This window comes from Caulobacter sp. HMWF025, assembly GCF_003060965.1.
In the GTDB taxonomy this organism is placed as follows: Bacteria; Pseudomonadota; Alphaproteobacteria; order Caulobacterales; family Caulobacteraceae; genus Caulobacter.
Genome location: NZ_QAII01000176.1, coordinates 34,102 through 50,892, shown reverse-complemented (window position 1 = coordinate 50,892; position 16,791 = coordinate 34,102). Strand labels below are relative to the sequence as shown.

Below are 16,791 nucleotides of genomic sequence, written 5' to 3'. Positions count from 1 at the left end.
CCCCCTGGGCGATGTCCAAGCTAGGGTAAGATGAACATGTCCACCGAATTCGATGTCGTCGTTATCGGCGCTGGTCCCGGCGGCTATGTCGCCGCCATTCGCGCCAGCCAGCTGGGCCTGAAGACGGCGATCGTCGAGCGCGAAAACCTGGGCGGGATCTGCCTGAACTGGGGCTGCATCCCGACCAAGGCCCTTCTGAAGTCCGGCGAGGTCTTCGAGCAGCTGTCGCATCTCGACAGCTATGGCCTGTCGGTCGAGAAGCCGGCCTTCGACTTCAACAAGATCATCGAGCGCTCGCGCGGCGTGGCCAAGACCATGTCGGGCGGCATCGCCTACCTGATGAAGAAGCACAAGATCGAGGTCATTGAGGGCGAGGCCAAGCTCGAAAAGGGTGCGCCGGCTCCGAAGGTCGTGGTGGCCCTGAAGGCCGGCGGCAGCCGCACGATCCAGGCGAAAAACGTCATCCTGGCCAGCGGCGCCCGGGCCCGCAACATCCCCGCCATCGGCGCGGTGTCGGACGGCGACAAGGTCTGGACCTATCGCGATGCCCTGGTGCCCAAGACCATGCCCAAGTCGCTGGTGGTGATCGGCTCCGGAGCCATCGGCATCGAGTTCGCGAGCTTCTACCGCGCCTTGGGCGCTGAGGTGACCGTGGTCGAGGCGGTCGACCGCATCATGCCGGTCGAGGACGCCGAAGTCTCCAAGGCGGCCCAGAAGGCGTTCGAGAGGCGGGGCATCAAGTTCCGCATCGGGGCCAAGGTGACCATGATCGACAAGACTGCCACCGGCGTGTCGGTCTCGGTCGAGGTCGCCGGCAAGGCCGAACAGCTGACCGCCGAGAAGTGCATTGTCGCCATCGGCATCGTCCCGAATACCGAAGGAACTGAGGCCGTGGGTCTCAATCTCGACCGCGGCCATGTCGTTACCGGCAAGCACGGCGAGACCAATGTCCCGGGCCTGTTCGCGATCGGCGACGTCGCCGGCGCGCCTTGGCTGGCCCACAAGGCGAGCCACGAAGGAATCCACACCGCCGAGTTCATTGCCGGCTTCAAGAGCCCCAACGTCCACTCGCCGATCCCCGGCTGCACCTATGCCAATCCGCAGGTCGCCTCGGTGGGCTATACCGAAGCCGGGGCCAAGGCGGCCGGCATCGAGGTGAAGGCCGGTCGCTTCCCGTTCAAGGTCAACGGCAAGGCCGTGGCGGCCGGCGAGACCGAAGGCTTCATCAAGACGGTGTTCGACGCCAAGACCGGGGCCCTGATCGGGGCCCACATGATCGGTCACGAAGTCACGGAAATGATCCAGGGCTTCGTGACGGCGATCACGCTCGAGGCTACCGAAGAAGACATCTTCGGCATCGTCTATGCCCACCCGACCATGTCGGAGGCCATGCACGAGGCGGCGTTGGATTCCTACGGGCGCGTTCTGCACACTTGAGGCCCGACGGCCAGATCAAACAAAAAACGCCGCGCCGGGTTTGCACCGGGCGCGGCGTTTTCATGTTCAGGTGCAACCGTCAGGCGGCGCGGGCGTCCTGGTCAGCCATGCGCTGGATGGCGACATAGTCGGTCTTGCCGCTGCCCAGCACCGGGACCTCGGGAACCTTCAGGATCTTGCGGGGAACCGCCAGTTCAGGGGCTCCGACCGTCTGGGCATGAGCCACCAGCTCCGCGACCGCGGCGTCGTGGCGGTCGGTGACCAGCACCAGCCGCTCACCCTTTTTCTTGTCAGGCATCGAGATCACCGCATGGCGGCCGTCCGGCCAGACCGCTGCGGCTAGGTCTTCCGCGGCGGTCAGGGAGACCATTTCGCCGCCGATCTTGGCAAAGCGCTTTACCCGGCCCTTGATCGTGATCCAGTTATCACCCGTCACGGTCACCACGTCGCCGGTGTCGTGCCAGCCGCCTTCAGGGGCGTCGATGCCGCCGTCCTCGCGAAGATAGCCCAGCATCACGTTCGGACCGCGCACCAGCAGGCGACCGCCCTCCGGGATACCCTCGACGGGCTCGATCCGGTAATCCTGGCCCGGCAGAAGGCCGCCGACGGTTCCCCGGCGGTTGTCCTCGGGCTTGTTCACGGCGATGACCGGCGAGGCCTCCGTGGCCCCGTAACCTTCGAGTACCGGCACGTTGCCGAATTTCTCGTTGATCAGGTTGTGGGTCTCGTCGCGAACCTTCTCGGCCCCGCAGACGATGAACCTCAGCCCTGAAAGTTCATCGCCATCAGAGGCACGGGCATAGTGGTTCAGGAAGGTATCGGTGGCGAACAGGACCGATGCGCCGAGTGCTTTTACAAGCGCCGGGATCTGCTTGGTGTGCAGGGGGGAGGGATACTGGAAGGCCTTCATGCCCTTCAGCAGCGGCAGGATCACACCGCCGGTCAGGCCGAAGCAATGGAAGACGGGCAGGGGGTTGAAGAACACCCAGTCCGGATCAAGCTCGATATGGGCCGCGACCTGCACGGCATTGGTGACCATGTTGGCCTGGCTCAGCACGACGCCGCGGGGAGCCCCGAAACTGCCCGAGGTGAACAGGATCACGCCCCGGTCCGACGGCTTGGCCGGGGCCCGGAACTGACGGGGGAACATGCCGGCCGTTGCGGCGAACAGCTTGTCCGCCAGACCGATGGTGCCGCGCACATCCTCCAGATAGGTGATAGCGGCCTGCCCTTCGAGGGCATCGATGATGTCGTGCAGATTGCCCAGCTCGATGAACTTGTGGGCGGTCAGCACGCGCTTGACCTTGGCCAGCTCGCAGGCCGCCTTCAGGTTCCGCAGGCCCGCCGTGAAGTTAAGCATGGTCGGCACGCGCCCGAAAGCGTGCAGCGCGAAGAAGGTCACCACCGCTGCAGAGCCCGACGGCAGCAGCACCCCGACGTTCTCGCCGGGCTTGGTCATGGCGGCGATCTTGCGGCCCAGGGCAAAGCTGCCACGGATCAGGTCCGTGTAGCTGAGGGGATTGCGATCCTGGTCCTCAAGAATGGGCTTGTTGGCACCGTAGGTGTCGCGCGCGTCGATAAGGGCGTCGAAGAGGGCCTTCTGGCCGTCTTCCGCTTTGAAAACTACCGGCATCCCGGCGAAACCTCCCCGAAAAGCGACATCGCTTTCGTTCGTTGAGGCCGGACTCTGCCGGGGAAGGTCCAGCTTTGCAAGGAAGAGTCACAATCGGTGATGTTAAGGCGTCACCGGTCCGGGTCCGGAGGCTTCCGGCCGGTGCGTGAAGCGTTCAATCTCGGTCAGCCACGGACTGCGGACCGCGTCGGTCTCCATGTGCAGATCCTGACGTCCCGTCGGGAAACGAACCTGTCGGCAGTTCGTGATGGCCTGACAGAGTTGATCCTGCGCCGTTGTGCTGGCGTGGCTGTCGGCTCCGCCGGTCAGGACGAGAACAGGCAGCCGGATCCGCCGGGTGTCCTTGCGAGCCCGCTCGGCGGCTTCGAAAAAGGCTGACCGCCAGCCCAGGCTCGGGGAGCCCGTTCTGAGATCGGGATTGGCCAGCATCCAGGCCTGCTGCACCGATCCGCGCTGCCGGTCGGCGGTCCGCTGGGCCAGGGTGGTGGCGGGGACCTCGCGGATCCAGCCAGGCTCGCCGGGCCACTTCATCCAGCCGAGGCCGAGCCGGTTGGCCCACAGGCCCAGTCGCCGGGTTTCGTCCGGGCTACGGGGCAGGCTGCGCATCTGCAGGGCCGGCGAGGACAGAATCAGGCTGTCGACCGGAAGTCCGTCCTCGACGGCCAGCATGGCCGCAAGGCCGCCCTGGTCATGGCCGAGGACGATCATCGGGGTCTGGCCACCGGGACGTATGACGACCCGGACCATGGCGCGGATGGCCGCGACGTCGGGATCAAAGCTGCGGGCGTGGACCAGATCACGCCAGGGAGTCGCGCGCTCCGATCCGCCCTGGCCCTGCCGCTCCAGGACCCAGACCGTAAAGCCTGCTCCGTTCAGGTGCCGGACGGTCTCGAACCACTTTTCCGCCGTTTCACCATAGCCCGTCAGGATGAGCACCGTCGCACGCGGGCCGACGGGAGGCGAAGAGACGCCGTAGCGCTGAACCGGGCCGTCGCCGACCCGGACATAGCCCCAGGCCCAGTTGTCAGGTGCATAGAAGCGACGGGCGATCGAGGGGGGCGTTCGGCTGTCGGCAAAGGGCGCGCGGGAGCCGGCATCGCCGCAGCCCGCGAGGGTCAGGATCAACAGGGCGGCAAGCAGGCGGCGATGCATCGGGCTCACTCATTTCGCGCCTTTGCGCGCTATGCAAGATCGCGCGCTTGATCCGGAGGCCAAGAAGTCCGATTTAGGCCTCATGGCCACAGTGATCGACACACTGAAGGCACGTAGCCCGGAAGACCGGGCGGCGCGCCATCCCGAAAAGCAGAACCGCCCGGATACGCCGGTGCTGCGCAAGCCCGAATGGTTGCGCGTCCGGGCCCCGGGCTCGCCCGGCTACAATGAGACGCGAGGCATCGTCCGCGATCACAAGCTGACGACGGTCTGCGAAGAGGCGGCCTGCCCTAATATCGGCGAATGCTGGAGTCAGAAGCACGCGACCATGATGATCATGGGCGAGATTTGCACCCGCGCCTGCGCCTTCTGCAATGTCACGACCGGCCTTCCCAATGCGCTGGATCCGGACGAGCCGCGCCGTGTGGCCGAGGCCGTTGCCAAGATGGGCCTCAAGCACGTGGTGATCACCTCGGTCGATCGCGATGATCTGGCCGACGGCGGGGCCCAGCACTTTGCCCAGGTCGTCCTCGCCATCCGCGCGGCCGCGCCAGGGACGACGATCGAGATCCTGACCCCGGACTTCCTGCGCAAGGATCAGGCCGAGAATGTCGTGATCGATGCCCGGCCGGACGTGTTCAACCACAATCTCGAGACCGTGCCGCGCCTCTATTTGAAGATCCGGCCGGGCGCCCGCTACTATCAGTCCCTGCGCCTGCTGGATCGCGTCAAGCAGCGCGACCCCTCCCAGTTCACCAAGTCCGGCCTGATGGTCGGGCTGGGCGAGACTAAGGAAGAGGTCATGCAGGTGATGGATGACATGCGCAGCGCTGGCGTCGATTTCATCACCATCGGCCAGTACCTGCAGCCGACCCGCAAGCATGCGGCCATTGACCGCTTCGTGACGCCGGACGAGTTCAAGGCCTATGAGGCCATCGCGCGCGCCAAGGGCTTCCTGATGGTCTCGGCCAGTCCGCTGACGCGCTCGTCGCATCACGCCGGTGAAGACTTCGCCAAGCTGCAGGCCGCGCGCCGGGCTCTGGACGCCAGGACGGCCTAGGCCCTTGCACCGACACGTCGTAACGCGGGTTCTGCCCTACACCCCCGAGCAGCTATTTGCGCTGGTCGGGGACGTGGAGGCCTATCCGCAGTTCGTGCCCTGGATCACGGCGATGCGGACGTGGAATGCCCGGGAAGACGGCCCGGTGAGCACGGTCGACGCCGAGGCCCAGGTCGGGTTCTCGTTTCTGCGCGAGAAGTTCGCGACCCGCGTACGGCGTGACGCAGAGCATCTGACGGTCGATGTCAGCCTGCTGTACGGGCCGTTCAAGCGGCTGGCCAATCAGTGGCGGTTCGTCGCCCAGGGCGATGAAACCCGCATCGAGTTCGTCATCGACTTTGCCTTCAAGTCGCGGATGCTTGACGGCCTGCTGGCGGCCAATCTCGATCGCGCGGCCGACAAGCTGATCGCCTGTTTCGAGTCCCGGGCTCGGGCGATCCACGGGACAGCGCCGGCCTAGTCGCCGATGCCCTGATGCTCCTCGAGGCGGTCGGCCAGATCGCCCAGATTGGCGTGCAGATTCTCAACCGCAAAGACCAGGCCGAAAACGCGGGCGGCATCGTCGAAGGCCAGGGCCCGCAGCGCGCCTTCGTGCCGCAAGGTTTCAATCGTCGCCTGGAATTTCGCATGGGCCTCGGCCAGGGCCAGCCGGTCGGGGCGTGGCCCGGCGGAAATCAGCCCGATCGCCTGGGTCAGGAAGGCCGTGGCGGCTTCGATCATGGCGGCAGCCGGCTCGGCCAGCGCCGGGATGGCCACGGGCTGGGCGAGCGCGCGACCGATCATCACGATGTCATTGCGCTGCCGCCAGAGCGTCCGGGGCAGGGCCTCCGGGGCCGAGCGCAGGCTCAGGTGGCTTGCGGTCTCGCGATCGGCCTCCGAAAGAGCCGTCTGCAGCTTGGCCATGGCGGCACGATTGGCGTCGTACTGGTCCGCCGTGGACAGCGTGGTGGGCTGGCCGCGCAGCACCCGGACATAGTGGGTCAGGAGTTCGGCATTCAGGGCGCCGATTTCCTGCACCCGGGCAACCACCGCCCCATGCGCTCGCGCCGGGAAGATCAGAAGCGTCGCTGCGACGCCGACCAGACTTCCAAGCGTGATTTCAATGACCCGGTAGAAGGCCGCTGTGAGCGGGTCGATATGGGTCGTCGTTCCGATCAGCATGATCACGACGGTGACCGGCGCGACCTTCAAAGTCGGCCGGACGGCCGCGAGGAAAGCAACCAGGGCCACGGTCGTGCAGAGGATCAGGCCGCCGAACTGGGGCCACCGGCTATGCAGGTATGCGGCGCCTGCCCCCGCGATGGCACCGACCACGGTGCCGAGGAAGCGTTCGACTGACGCGGTGATGGTGGCCCCCAGGCTGGCCTGGACGACGATCACCGCCGTGAAGACCGCCCAGTAGCCCTGTGGCAGGCGGAACAGGGTCGCGAGGGCGAAGGCCGCGCCGACCGCTGCGGAAACCCTTATGGCGTGGCGGATTTCGCTTCGCCGTTGGGCTGCAGCCGTCAGTGCATTTCGCGGAAGCCCGAGCCCGACAAAACGGCGCCAGTCTGAAGGGGGTGTGTTCGGCACGGTCAGGCCACGGCGTCGCGCAGCATTTCCAGTGCGGTGCGGATCGCCGCCAGTTGCACCGCCTCGCGGGTTTCGCCGTCGAAGCGCTCATGGCGATGCACGACCGAGCGATTGGCCCGGGCGACGGCGAAATGCACCGTGCCCACCGGCTTCAGCGGTGACCCCCCGCCGGGCCCGGCCACACCGGTGATGGCGACGGCGACATGGCCGTTGCTGTTGGCCAGGGCCCCTTCGGCCATCATCCGGGCGACAGGCTCGGAGACCGCGCCATGGTCGGCGATCAGATCTCCCGGCACGCCCAGCATCTCGGACTTGGCGCGGTTGGTGTAGGTGACGAAGCCGCGCTCGAAGACGTCCGAAGCGCCCGATATCGCGCAGATCGCGCCGGCCACCAGACCACCCGTGCAGCTCTCGGCGGCGACGATGCGGAGGGAGCGCTCGCGGGCCTCGTCGATCAAAAGTCGGGCGAGGGTCTCGATTTCCAGCGGAAACATCGGCGGCTCCTGCGGTTGGACTTGAGCTTGAGGAACTCAGGCGGGGGTTTCGACAGCGACAATGGCCTGGGCCGCCAGGCCCTCGCCACGGCCGGTGAAACCCATCTTCTCGGTCGTCGTCGCCTTGACGCTGACCCGATCGAGCGGCAACGCCAGGATCGTGGCCAGGCGCTCGCGCATCGCTTCGCGGTGCGGTTTGATCTTGGGCCGTTCGCAGATCAGGGTCACGTCGACATTGATGATTACGCCGCCCCTGGCTCGAACCAGATCGGCGGCATGGATCAGGAAGCGGTCGGAGGCCGCGCCCTTCCACTGCGGATCGGTCGGCGGGAAGTGATCGCCGATGTCGCCTTCGCCTATGGCTCCCAGCAGCGCATCGGTCAGGGCGTGCAGTCCGGCATCGGCGTCGGAGTGACCGATCAGGGTCTCGTCATGGGCGATCTCGACGCCGCACAGCCAGACCGAGTCGCCTGGGCCCCAGCGATGGGCATCGAAGCCCTGGCCGACACGGGTGATCCGGGCCGTTCCGGCAAGCTGTTCGGCCATGGCAAAGTCCTCAGGATAGGTCAGTTTCAGAAGGCCGGGATCGCCTTGCACCAGAGCGATCTGGCCGCCGCTGGCCTCGACCACCTGGGCGTCATCTGTCGGTTCCAGCGGACCTGACCAGGCGACATAGGCTTTTTCCAGTCTGTCACGTGGAAAGGCCTGGGGGGTCTGGGCCCGCCAGAGATGCTCGCGCGACGTCGTGATGGTTCGCTCGCCAGGAAGCGCGCGTTTCAGGGTATCGGCCACGGGCAGGGCCGGGATGGCTCCATCCGCGTCCCTGAGGGCCGCGAGCAGGCTCATGATTGTGGCCTCGCGTACGAAGGGGCGCGCCGCATCATGGATCAGGACGGGTTCGGCTGCGGGACGGTCGGCCAGAGCGGCGAGCCCGGACTGTACGGAGAGCGCCCTGGTGGCTCCTCCACGCACGCTGCGCCAGCCCTCCAGCCCTTCGAGGATGCCGGGCAGGGCAGTCTGGCCCTCATCCGTGGTCACGATCACGATCTCGGCGGCACCCGCAGCGCGAAAGGCCTCGACGGACCAGCGCAGGACCGGCTTGCCGGCGAGCAGGCGCCATTGCTTGGCCTGGCCCGGGCCGGCTCGGGTCCCCGAACCGGCAGCGACGATCACAACGGAGAAGGTCATGGCCTGTGTCTTAGACGCCTCGTTCCGCTTGATCCAGAGATGAAGGCTTTACTGCGCTGCACAATGTGCCTAAAAACATGGCGCTGGGGATGATCACAAAATGAGCAAAGCGCTCGAAGTCGGCAGTGTTGAGGTTCCCGGGCGCGTCTGGATCGCGCCCATGACCGGAGTCTCGGACCTGCCCTTCCGAGAAACGGCCACCGCGCTCGGCGCGCCTTATGTGGCAACGGAAATGGTCGCCTGCGCCGAGTTTGCGCGGGGGCGGCCGGATGTCGTCCGTCGCGCGGCGGTCGGCGATGGCCTGCCGCTGATGGTGGTGCAACTGGTTGGCCGTGACCCCGACCTGATGGCTCTCGGCGCGCGGATGGCGGCCGAAGCCGGGGCCGAAATCATCGACCTGAATTTCGGTTGCCCGGCCAAGGAAGTCTCGGCCGGCCAGCAATCCGGCTCGGCGATCATGCGTGAGCCCGATCTTGCCGAAGCCCTCGTCCGGGCCGCTGTGGATGCCGTTGACGTGCCGGTGACCGTCAAGATGCGCCTCGGCTGGGATGACAGCATGCGCAACGCCGCTGACATTGCGCAGCGTGCCGAGGGTGCCGGAGCCCGGGCTATCACTGTTCACGGTCGCACTCGCAGCCAGTTCTACAAGGGCGTCGCCGACTGGTCGGCCGTGGCCGGGGTCAAGGCGGCGGTGTCGGTGCCGGTTCTCGTCAATGGCGACATCATTGACGGTCAGACGGCCCGCCAGGCCCTGGACCAGTCCGGTGCGGACGGCGTGATGATCGGGCGGGGCGTCTATGGTCGCCCCTGGATCGCCGGGGCCATTGAGGCGGCCCTTGAGGGGCGAGCCTTTGTCGAACCGGACGCCGAGCAGCGCCTGTCGATTGCCCTGACCCATTTCCGGCGCAGCCTCGACTTCTATGGCGAGCGCCTGGGCCTGAAGATGTTCCGCAAGCACCTGGCCTCCTACATCGATGCCGCGCCCTGGCCTGAAACGGCAGAGGCCCGGCGTGCCGCGCGCGCCGAACTCTGCAGGCTCGAGGCACCGGAAGCCGTCGAGCGGGGGCTGACCCAACTATGGCTTCAGGACCGGAGGGCCGCAGCGTGAGCGACCGTGCACGTGCATTGGGGGGCAAGGCGCCGGATGCGCTGAAGACCGCGGCCTTTGACCTGAATCCCGAACCGGCCCTGGTGGTCGATCGGGAAGGGGGTCTGGTTGCCGTCAACGAGGCGGCAGAAGCCCTGTTCGGCCATGGTCTGTCGCTTCTGGCGCGGGGCCGTTTCCGCGCCGCCCTGCCGCCCGGCTCGGTGCTGGTGTCTCTGTTGGATCGGGCCATTTTCGAGGGCTCCCTCGTTCGCGAGCACGGGGTCGAGGTCAACCTCTTCGGCCAGCCGCCGTTTGAGGCCGACGGTGCCGCCGCGCCGCTCGGCGACGGCTCGGTGTTGCTCACCCTGCATGTGAAGGGCGTCCTTGGTGTCGATCGGGGCGCAGACGCGGCCGGGCTGCGGTCAGTCGTGGGTCTCGGCAAGATGCTCGCGCACGAGATTAAGAACCCGCTGGCCGGTATTCGCGGTGCGGCCCAGTTGCTGAAGACCGGGGCGTCCGCGCTGGATCAGCCGCTCGCCCAGCTGATCGTCGACGAGACCGACCGGATCCGCCGTCTGGTGGATCGCATGGAGGCCTTCTCCGAAGACGTCCCGACCCCCAGAGAGCCGGTGAATATCCACCAGGTGCTCGACCGCGTGCGTGCGCTCGTCGCCAACGGCGTCGCCGACGGGCTTTCGCTCCGGGAAAGCTACGATCCGTCCCTGCCGTCGGTCTGGGGTGATGAGGATCACCTGATCCAGATCTTCCTGAACCTGGTCAAGAACGCCGCCGAGGCAGCCCACATGCGCGGTGACGGTCGCGGGGCCATCTCGATCCACACGGCCTGGCGTCCGGGGGTCCGGGTCCGTGGGGCAGACGGCAAGACCACCGCCGGCGCGCCGATCGAGGTGCGGGTGCAGGACAACGGTCCGGGCGTGCCCCAGACCCTCCGGGATCACCTGTTCCAGCCCTTCGTCACCACCAAGGCCAACGGGACGGGCCTTGGCCTTGCCCTGGTCACCAAGCTGGTCACCGCCCATGGCGGCCTGATCGATTTCGAATCCGAGCCGGGACGCACCGTTTTCCGCGTGTTGCTGCCCGTTGCCCCTGAACCCTCCTCTGGAGACGCGTGAGTATGAACGCCGCCAGCAAGAAGATCCTGATCGCCGACGACGATTCCTCGATCCGGCTCGTCCTCAGTCAGGCCTTCACCCGCCTGGGCTACCAGGTCCGGGCCACCGGTAACGCCACCACGCTTTTGAAGTGGGTGACCGACGGCGAGGGCGACCTTGTGGTCACCGATGTGATGATGCCCGACGAGAACGTCTTTGACGTGCTGCCGCGCATCCGCAAGGAGCGGCCCAAGCTGCCGATCATCGTGATGAGTGCCCAGAACACCCTTCTGACGGCCGTCAACGCCGCCGATGCCGGGGCGTTCGAGTATATCTCCAAGCCTTTCGACCTCGATGATGTCACAGCTGCAGCCCGTCGGGCCCTGTCGCGGCCGGCCGATGCCGAGGCGTCCAAGGCCCAGGCCCGCGCGATGCGGGACGAGCGCCTGCCGCTGATCGGGCGCTCGGCTCCGATGCAGGAGGTCTATCGAACCATCGCCCGCCTGGTCGGAGCCGATCTGACCGTGCTCATCCTCGGCGAGAGCGGCACCGGCAAGGAACTGGTGGCGCGGGCCCTGCACGAGCTGGGCCGCCGTCGTGACGGCAAGTTCGTCGTCATCAATCTGGCCGCCGTGCCGCGCGAGCGGGTCGAGACCGAGCTGTTCGGGCGCGGCGAGGGTGACCTCGGCCGGCTGATCGAGGCTGACGGCGGCACTCTGTTCCTCGACGAGATCGGCGACATGCCGCTGGATGCCCAGACCCGCCTGCTGCGGGTGATCGACGGGACCGAGCCTGTCCTCAATCCCAAGACCGGCCGCAGGCCCAATGTGCGGATCATTGCGGCCACCAATCGCGACCTGCGCGGTCTGATCCAGCAGGGCCTGTTCCGCGAGGACCTGTTCTTCCGTCTGAACGTGGCACCGGTGCGCCTGCCGCCCCTGCGTGACCGGGCCGAGGACATTCCCGATCTGGCCCGGACCTTCCTGCTGCGCGCCAACCGCGAGGGCCTGCCCGCCAAGACCATCGATTCCAGTGCCCTGGATCGCCTGAAGGTCCACTCCTGGCCGGGCAATGTCCGCGAGCTGGAAAACCTGATCCGGAGGATGTGCGCCCTTTACGCCGAAGAGCTGATCACCGCCCGGATCGTCGATCGCGAACTTCAGGACCATACGCCGGCTGTAAGGTCCGACGAGGGGCCGGTGACCCTGTCGATGCTGGTTGAACGTCACTTGGCGGCGCACTTCGCCGACCAGCCCGACGGCGTGCCGGCCGCAGGGCTCTATGACCGGGTGCTGCAGGAGGTCGAGCGGCCGCTGATTCAGCTGACCCTGTCGGCCACGCGTGGCAACCAGGTTCGGGCGGCGGAAATCCTCGGCTTGAACCGCAACACCCTGCGGAAGAAGATCCAGGATCTCGGGGTGGAGATGACACGGGGTCGGCGCTGAAGCTTTATTGGCACATAGCTGTTGAATTTGGGGCACACCCCCATCTAGACTGTGTCCATGGCGTCAGTCGTGTCCGTTTCCGGATCTGGTGACTCACCGGCCCGGTTCAGCCGGGCCTGGTGGCGTGCGCTCCTGCGGTCGCGCTATGTGATTGCCGGGGCCTATGCTCTGGCCGCGTTGCTGACCATTACCGGGATCGCACTGGCCTCATCGCCGCCCAAGAGCGGACCGATCAGTCCGGCCAGCACGGCGATCCTCATCGTGCTCGGCTTCAACCTGGTGCTGATCCTCGGGATCGCCACCGTGGTTGGCCTGCAACTGTTCGAGATGATCGACGCCCGGGCCAATGACGCCGGGGCCCGCCTGCACCTGCGGTTCGTCGGACTGTTTTCGTTCGCGGCCGTGGCTCCGGCCGTGATTGTCGCCCTGTTCTTCGGGGTTCTGGTCAACCGGGGCGTGGAGGGCTGGTTCAGCCAGCGGGTTCGGACCGTCGTCGAGAACTCGGCCAAGGTGGCCAATTCCTACGTCGCCGAGCAGATCAAATACATCAGCGAACATATTCGCCCGATGGCCTCCAACCTGAACGACGCCGCGCCCGCGATGTCGCAGGCCCCGGTCGCCTTCGGCCACTTCCTGTCGGACCTGACCAAGGATAACGGGTTTTCGGCTGCCTATGTGCTGGACCGTGACGGCCGGATCCTGGCCCGGGCCGAGACGCGCGGCGCTCCGCCGTTCCTGGCCCCGCCGCCGTCCAGTTTTGCCGGAACCGATACGGGTGAGGCCATTGCCCAGCGGTTCGTCTCTGCCGACCTGTTCCGCGCGCTCTATCGCCTGAAGGCGTTTCCTGACGCCTATCTCTATGTCGTGCGGCCGGTCGACAACGGCATTCTGAGTCACCTGATCGAAACCGAGGAATCCCTGATCTCCTACCGGGATGCCGAGCGCAGTCGTGTCCGGATCCAGGCGATCTTCGGGCTCAGCTATGTCGAGACGGCCCTTCTGGTGCTTGTGGCCGCCGTCTGGGTGGGCATTGCCGCAGCCAACTCAATCGCAGGTCCGGTTGCGGGCCTGGTTGAGGCGGCGGGCCGTGTTTCGGCCGGCGACCTGGATGCCCGGGTCGATGCCTCGGTCGGACCGGAGGAGATCCGGGCCCTGTCCATAGCCTTCAACATGATGACGACGGATCTTCAGGTTCAGCAGGCGGCCTTGAGGGCGGCCAGCCTCGATGCCGAGACCCGGCGGCAGTTCATCGAAACTGTACTGTCCGGTGTCAGTGCAGGGGTCGTCAGCCTGGATGCCCAGGGGCGGATCTCCGCCCTCAATCGCCGGGCCGCAGCCCTGCTGGGTCTGAGGGAGGACGCGGTCGGCCTGGACCTCATTGCAGCAGCACCCGAGTTCGATGTCGTGATCGAGACGGTCCTTGAAGGCCGCTCCGATGCCGAGGTTGAGGTCGATCTGATCCGCGATGGTGAGACTCGCCGGCTGCGCGTGCGCGGGGCCGGGCACGTTGCCGAGGGTCTGGTTTTGACCTTCGACGACATCACCCGCCTTGTGGCCGCCCAGCGCAATGCGGCCTGGAAGGACGTGGCGCGCCGGATCGCCCACGAGATCAAGAACCCGCTGACGCCGATCCAGCTGTCCGCCGAGCGCATCCGTCGCAAGTATCGCAAGGAGATTACCGGCGATCTGGAGACCTTTGACCGCTGCACCGATACGATCATTCGCCAGGTAGGCGACATCGGCCGGATGGTCGACGAGTTCTCGGCCTTTGCCCGTATGCCGGCCCCGCGGTTCGAGCCGGCCAATCTGACCGAGATGCTGCGCCAGGCGGTGTTTGCCCAGCGGTTCATCGATTCCGAGGTCGAGGTCCTGCTCGAGGGGCCCGAAGCCGACGTCTTGATCACCTGCGATGCCCGGATGATCGGTCAGGGCCTGGTCAATATCCTGAAGAACGCCGGCGAAGCTGTCGGGGCACGTCGTCAGGCCTCGCCCGAGCCGGCGGGGCGGATCGTTGCAACCCTGGTGTCCACCGCGGACGAGCTGTCGGTGATCATCGAGGACAACGGGGTCGGGCTACCGGTCCGCGACCGCGACCGCCTGACCGAGCCCTATGTGACGACCCGAGAGAAGGGCACGGGCCTGGGCCTGGCGATCGTCAAGCGCATCATGGAAGACCATGAGGGCAGTCTTGCCCTGACCGATGCACGCGAAGGGACCGGGGCCCGCGTGATCCTGAAGTTTCCCACGACTGTACGCCTGACCGCGGCGGCCGTGGGTGGTGTAGAGGAAGTGATATGAGCGCTGATGTGCTTGTGGTGGACGACGAGGCCGACATCCGCGACCTCGTGGCCGGGATCCTCGAGGACGAGGGCTATGCGGTGCGAACCGCCGCCGACGCCGACCAGGCCCTTGCGGCCTTGCGAGCGCGCAAGCCGGCGCTGCTGGTCCTTGATATCTGGATGCAGGGCGGGGGCATGGACGGGCTGGAACTGCTCGACATGGTCAAGTCTCTGGATCCCGACCTGCCGGTGATCATGATTTCGGGTCACGGCAATATCGAAACGGCCGTCAGTGCGATCAAGCGCGGGGCCTACGAGTTCCTGGAAAAGCCGTTCAAGTCCGACCGCTTGCTGCTCATTGTTGAGCGTGCGCTGGAAGCTGCCGGCCTGAAGCGCGAGAACCGGCGTCTGCGGGCCCAGAGCTTTACGTCAGACGGGCTGATGGGCAAGTCGGCAGCCGCCCAGGCGCTGCGCCAGATGATCGCCAAGGTGGCTCCGGCCAATAGCCGGGTTCTGGTTTCGGGACCGCCTGGTGCCGGCAAGGAACTCGTCGCGCGTCTGATCCACGGCGCGAGCGCCCGGACCCGGCAGGAGTTCGTGGCAGTCAGTGCGGCCGGCATGGCACCCGAGCGGCTGGATGTCGAACTGTTCGGCGAGGAGGGTGAGGGCGGTCGGCCGCGCAAGATCGGCGTGTTCGAACGGGCCCATGGCGGCACGCTCTATCTCGATGAAGTGGCCGACATGCCCCGCGAGACCCAGAGCCGCATTCTGCGGGTGCTGGTCGAGCAGCGGTTCCGGCGGGTCGGGGGCGACAGCGACGTGCAGGTCGATGTGCGGGTCATCTCCTCGACCTCCCGCGATCTCCGCGACGAGATTGCCGCCGGACGGTTCCGCGAAGATCTCTTCCACCGGCTCAATGTGGTGCCCGTGCGGGTACCCGGGCTCTCGGAACGGCGCGAAGACATTCCCGAGCTGATCAGCTTTTTCATCGACCGGATCGTGGAGGCCACAGGCCTGCCGCGTCGCCGGCTGGGCGATGACGCGCTGGCCACGCTGCAGGTCCAGGCCTGGCCCGGCAACGTTCGGCAGCTTCGCAACAATGTCGAGCGCATGCTGATCCTGGCGGCCGGCGAGCCCGGCGACGTCATCACCGCCGAAATGCTGGCCGGGGCCGAACAGCCCTCGGCCGGCCATGCCGGAGCCATCGGGGCCGAGCGGATTATTGCCCTGCCGCTGCGCGAGGCGCGCGAACTGTTCGAGCGGGAGTATCTCAACGCCCAGATCCTGCGGTTCGGCGGCAATATCTCACGGACCGCCAACTTCATCGGGATGGAGCGCTCGGCCCTGCATCGCAAGCTCAAGTCGCTGGGCGTGGCCGGGGCCCGCGTGGAAGAGGAAGAGTAGATGTCGCGTTTCGCCTATGTGAACGGCCGGTTTGTTCGTCACGGCGAAGCCGCCGTCCACATCGAGGATCGCGGCTATCAGCTGGCCGACGGGGTCTATGAGGTCTGGGCGGTTTTTGAGGGGCGGCTAGCTGACGCTGAAGGGCACTTTGCCCGCCTGTGGCGCAGCCTCGACGAGCTGCGGATCGCCCATCCGATGGGTGAGAAGGCCCTGACCTGTGTTCTGAAGGAAGCTGTGCGGCGCAATCACGTGCGGGACGGGCTCGTCTATCTGCAGGTGACCCGGGGCGTGGCGCGACGTGACCATGCCTTCCCCAATCCTGCCGTGCCGCCTTCGGTGGTGATCACGGCCAAGTCGGTCGATCGCAAGGCGGCCGAGGCCAAGGCGGCGCTCGGGGCGTCGGTAATCTCCTTGCCCGAAAATCGCTGGGGCCGTTGCGACATCAAGTCGGTGGGTCTGCTGCCCAATGCCCTGGCCAAGCAGGCGGCGCGCGAACGTGGCGCGATTGAAGCCTGGTTCGTCGATGATCTGGGGCTGGTGACCGAGGGCGCGTCGTCCAACGCCTGGATCGTCGATTCCGAGGGCCGGCTGCGCACGCGCGACACCCAGGCCAACATTCTTCGCGGTGTGACGCGCTCGACCCTGCTGGAGGTGATCCGCGAGGCCGGTCTGCCGATCAGCGAACAGCCCTTCACGATCGCCGAGGCCCAGTCTGCACGAGAGGCCTTCATCACCGGAGCCGGAACCCTGGTGATGCCCATCGTGAGCGTCGACGGCGTGGCCCTGGGGGATGGAAAACCCGGGCCGGTGGCGACCCGGCTGCGCAAGCTCTATGTGCAGAAGGCCACCGAGAAGGCCTGCTGAAACGGGGTATCTGGTCCGTATGGAACCCGGCTGGAAGTGTCGGGGTTTCAGGGAATACGGGCAA

Annotated in this window: 14 protein-coding genes; 9 read left to right on the top strand and 5 right to left on the bottom strand. The window is 66.6% G+C overall.

All coding sequences use genetic code 11. The features are described 5' to 3' along the window. Nucleotides 1-36 precede the first annotated feature (36 nt). Nucleotides 37-1,437 (top strand): dihydrolipoyl dehydrogenase, encoded by a 1,401-nt coding sequence (gene lpdA, locus DBR10_RS18750; RefSeq protein ID WP_108556576.1) that lies wholly within the window; start codon nucleotides 37-39, stop codon nucleotides 1,435-1,437. 79 nt (nucleotides 1,438-1,516) lie between these two features. Here lpdA and DBR10_RS18745 read toward each other — a convergent pair whose 3' ends face one another. Then, a complete protein-coding gene (locus DBR10_RS18745) occupies nucleotides 1,517-3,070 on the bottom strand; it encodes an AMP-binding protein (RefSeq protein WP_108556574.1) in 1,554 nt (517 codons plus the stop codon). A 102-nt stretch (nucleotides 3,071-3,172) separates the two neighbouring features. Then, nucleotides 3,173-4,222, bottom strand: coding sequence for an alpha/beta fold hydrolase (locus DBR10_RS18740; RefSeq protein WP_108556573.1), 1,050 nt, complete (start codon nucleotides 4,220-4,222; stop codon nucleotides 3,173-3,175). 82 nt (nucleotides 4,223-4,304) lie between these two features. On the opposite strand from DBR10_RS18740, the gene lipA reads away from it, so the two are divergent. Continuing rightward, nucleotides 4,305-5,282: a lipoyl synthase gene (lipA, locus tag DBR10_RS18735; RefSeq protein ID WP_108503851.1), complete on the top strand. Its 978-nt coding sequence runs from the start codon at nucleotides 4,305-4,307 to the stop codon at nucleotides 5,280-5,282. Nucleotides 5,283-5,286: 4 nt separating this feature from the next. Further along, the gene (locus DBR10_RS18730) at nucleotides 5,287-5,742 is read left to right on the top strand and encodes a type II toxin-antitoxin system RatA family toxin (RefSeq protein ID WP_108503850.1); all 456 of its coding nucleotides are present in this window, start codon (nucleotides 5,287-5,289) and stop codon (nucleotides 5,740-5,742) included. Here the strand turns inward: DBR10_RS18730 and DBR10_RS18725 are convergent. The 3 genes from DBR10_RS18725 to DBR10_RS18715 are packed head-to-tail and all read right to left on the bottom strand — an operon-like array spanning nucleotide 5,739 to nucleotide 8,536. Further along, complete coding sequence (locus DBR10_RS18725) at nucleotides 5,739-6,854, bottom strand: FUSC family protein (RefSeq protein ID WP_108556572.1); 1,116 nt, start codon at nucleotides 6,852-6,854, stop codon at nucleotides 5,739-5,741. The two genes, DBR10_RS18730 and DBR10_RS18725, sit on opposite strands and share 4 nt — an antisense overlap. A gap of 2 nt (nucleotides 6,855-6,856) precedes the next feature. Next, nucleotides 6,857-7,348, bottom strand: a complete 492-nt coding sequence (locus tag DBR10_RS18720) for a CinA family protein (RefSeq protein WP_108503849.1) — start codon at nucleotides 7,346-7,348, stop codon at nucleotides 6,857-6,859. 36 nt (nucleotides 7,349-7,384) lie between these two features. Next, nucleotides 7,385-8,536, bottom strand: coding sequence for a bifunctional 2-C-methyl-D-erythritol 4-phosphate cytidylyltransferase/2-C-methyl-D-erythritol 2,4-cyclodiphosphate synthase (locus DBR10_RS18715; RefSeq protein WP_108503848.1), 1,152 nt, complete (start codon nucleotides 8,534-8,536; stop codon nucleotides 7,385-7,387). Between the two features lie 100 nt (nucleotides 8,537-8,636). Here DBR10_RS18715 and dusB point away from each other — a divergent pair, with 100 nt between their 5' ends. Genes dusB through DBR10_RS18685 form a run of 6 tightly spaced genes read left to right on the top strand, consistent with a single transcriptional unit; the run spans nucleotide 8,637 to nucleotide 16,727 of the window. Further along, the gene (dusB, locus tag DBR10_RS18710) at nucleotides 8,637-9,644 is read left to right on the top strand and encodes a tRNA dihydrouridine synthase DusB (RefSeq protein WP_108489640.1); all 1,008 of its coding nucleotides are present in this window, start codon (nucleotides 8,637-8,639) and stop codon (nucleotides 9,642-9,644) included. Beyond that, on the top strand, nucleotides 9,641-10,756 hold the full coding sequence (locus DBR10_RS18705; protein WP_108503847.1) for a two-component system sensor histidine kinase NtrB: 1,116 nt from the start codon (nucleotides 9,641-9,643) through the stop codon (nucleotides 10,754-10,756). Before dusB ends, DBR10_RS18705 begins: the two co-directional genes overlap by 4 nt. A 2-nt stretch (nucleotides 10,757-10,758) precedes the next feature. Then, nucleotides 10,759-12,180 (top strand): sigma 54-interacting transcriptional regulator, encoded by a 1,422-nt coding sequence (locus DBR10_RS18700; protein ID WP_108503846.1) that lies wholly within the window; start codon nucleotides 10,759-10,761, stop codon nucleotides 12,178-12,180. A 57-nt stretch (nucleotides 12,181-12,237) separates the two neighbouring features. Further along, complete coding sequence (locus tag DBR10_RS18695) at nucleotides 12,238-14,478, top strand: sensor histidine kinase NtrY-like (RefSeq protein WP_108503845.1); 2,241 nt, start codon at nucleotides 12,238-12,240, stop codon at nucleotides 14,476-14,478. Further along, a complete protein-coding gene (gene ntrX / locus DBR10_RS18690; protein WP_108503844.1) occupies nucleotides 14,475-15,863 on the top strand; it encodes a nitrogen assimilation response regulator NtrX in 1,389 nt (462 codons plus the stop codon). Before DBR10_RS18695 ends, ntrX begins: the two co-directional genes overlap by 4 nt. Next, nucleotides 15,864-16,727, top strand: a complete 864-nt coding sequence (locus DBR10_RS18685; protein WP_108556571.1) for a D-amino-acid transaminase — start codon at nucleotides 15,864-15,866, stop codon at nucleotides 16,725-16,727. Nucleotides 16,728-16,791: the final 64 nt, after the last annotated feature.

Coding starts and splice junctions, on each gene's coding strand:
- DBR10_RS18685 (WP_108556571.1), top strand. CDS start 15,864: ATGTCGCGTTTCGCCTATGTGAACGGCCGGTTTGTTCGTCACGGCGAA.
- lipA (WP_108503851.1), top strand. CDS start 4,305: ATGGCCACAGTGATCGACACACTGAAGGCACGTAGCCCGGAAGACCGG.
- lpdA (WP_108556576.1), top strand. CDS start 37: ATGTCCACCGAATTCGATGTCGTCGTTATCGGCGCTGGTCCCGGCGGC.
- DBR10_RS18715 (WP_108503848.1), bottom strand. CDS start 8,536: ATGACCTTCTCCGTTGTGATCGTCGCTGCCGGTTCGGGGACCCGAGCC.
- DBR10_RS18700 (WP_108503846.1), top strand. CDS start 10,759: ATGAACGCCGCCAGCAAGAAGATCCTGATCGCCGACGACGATTCCTCG.
- DBR10_RS18720 (WP_108503849.1), bottom strand. CDS start 7,348: ATGTTTCCGCTGGAAATCGAGACCCTCGCCCGACTTTTGATCGACGAG.
- dusB (WP_108489640.1), top strand. CDS start 8,637: ATGAGCAAAGCGCTCGAAGTCGGCAGTGTTGAGGTTCCCGGGCGCGTC.
- DBR10_RS18745 (WP_108556574.1), bottom strand. CDS start 3,070: ATGCCGGTAGTTTTCAAAGCGGAAGACGGCCAGAAGGCCCTCTTCGAC.
- ntrX (WP_108503844.1), top strand. CDS start 14,475: ATGAGCGCTGATGTGCTTGTGGTGGACGACGAGGCCGACATCCGCGAC.
- DBR10_RS18740 (WP_108556573.1), bottom strand. CDS start 4,222: ATGCATCGCCGCCTGCTTGCCGCCCTGTTGATCCTGACCCTCGCGGGC.
- DBR10_RS18695 (WP_108503845.1), top strand. CDS start 12,238: ATGGCGTCAGTCGTGTCCGTTTCCGGATCTGGTGACTCACCGGCCCGG.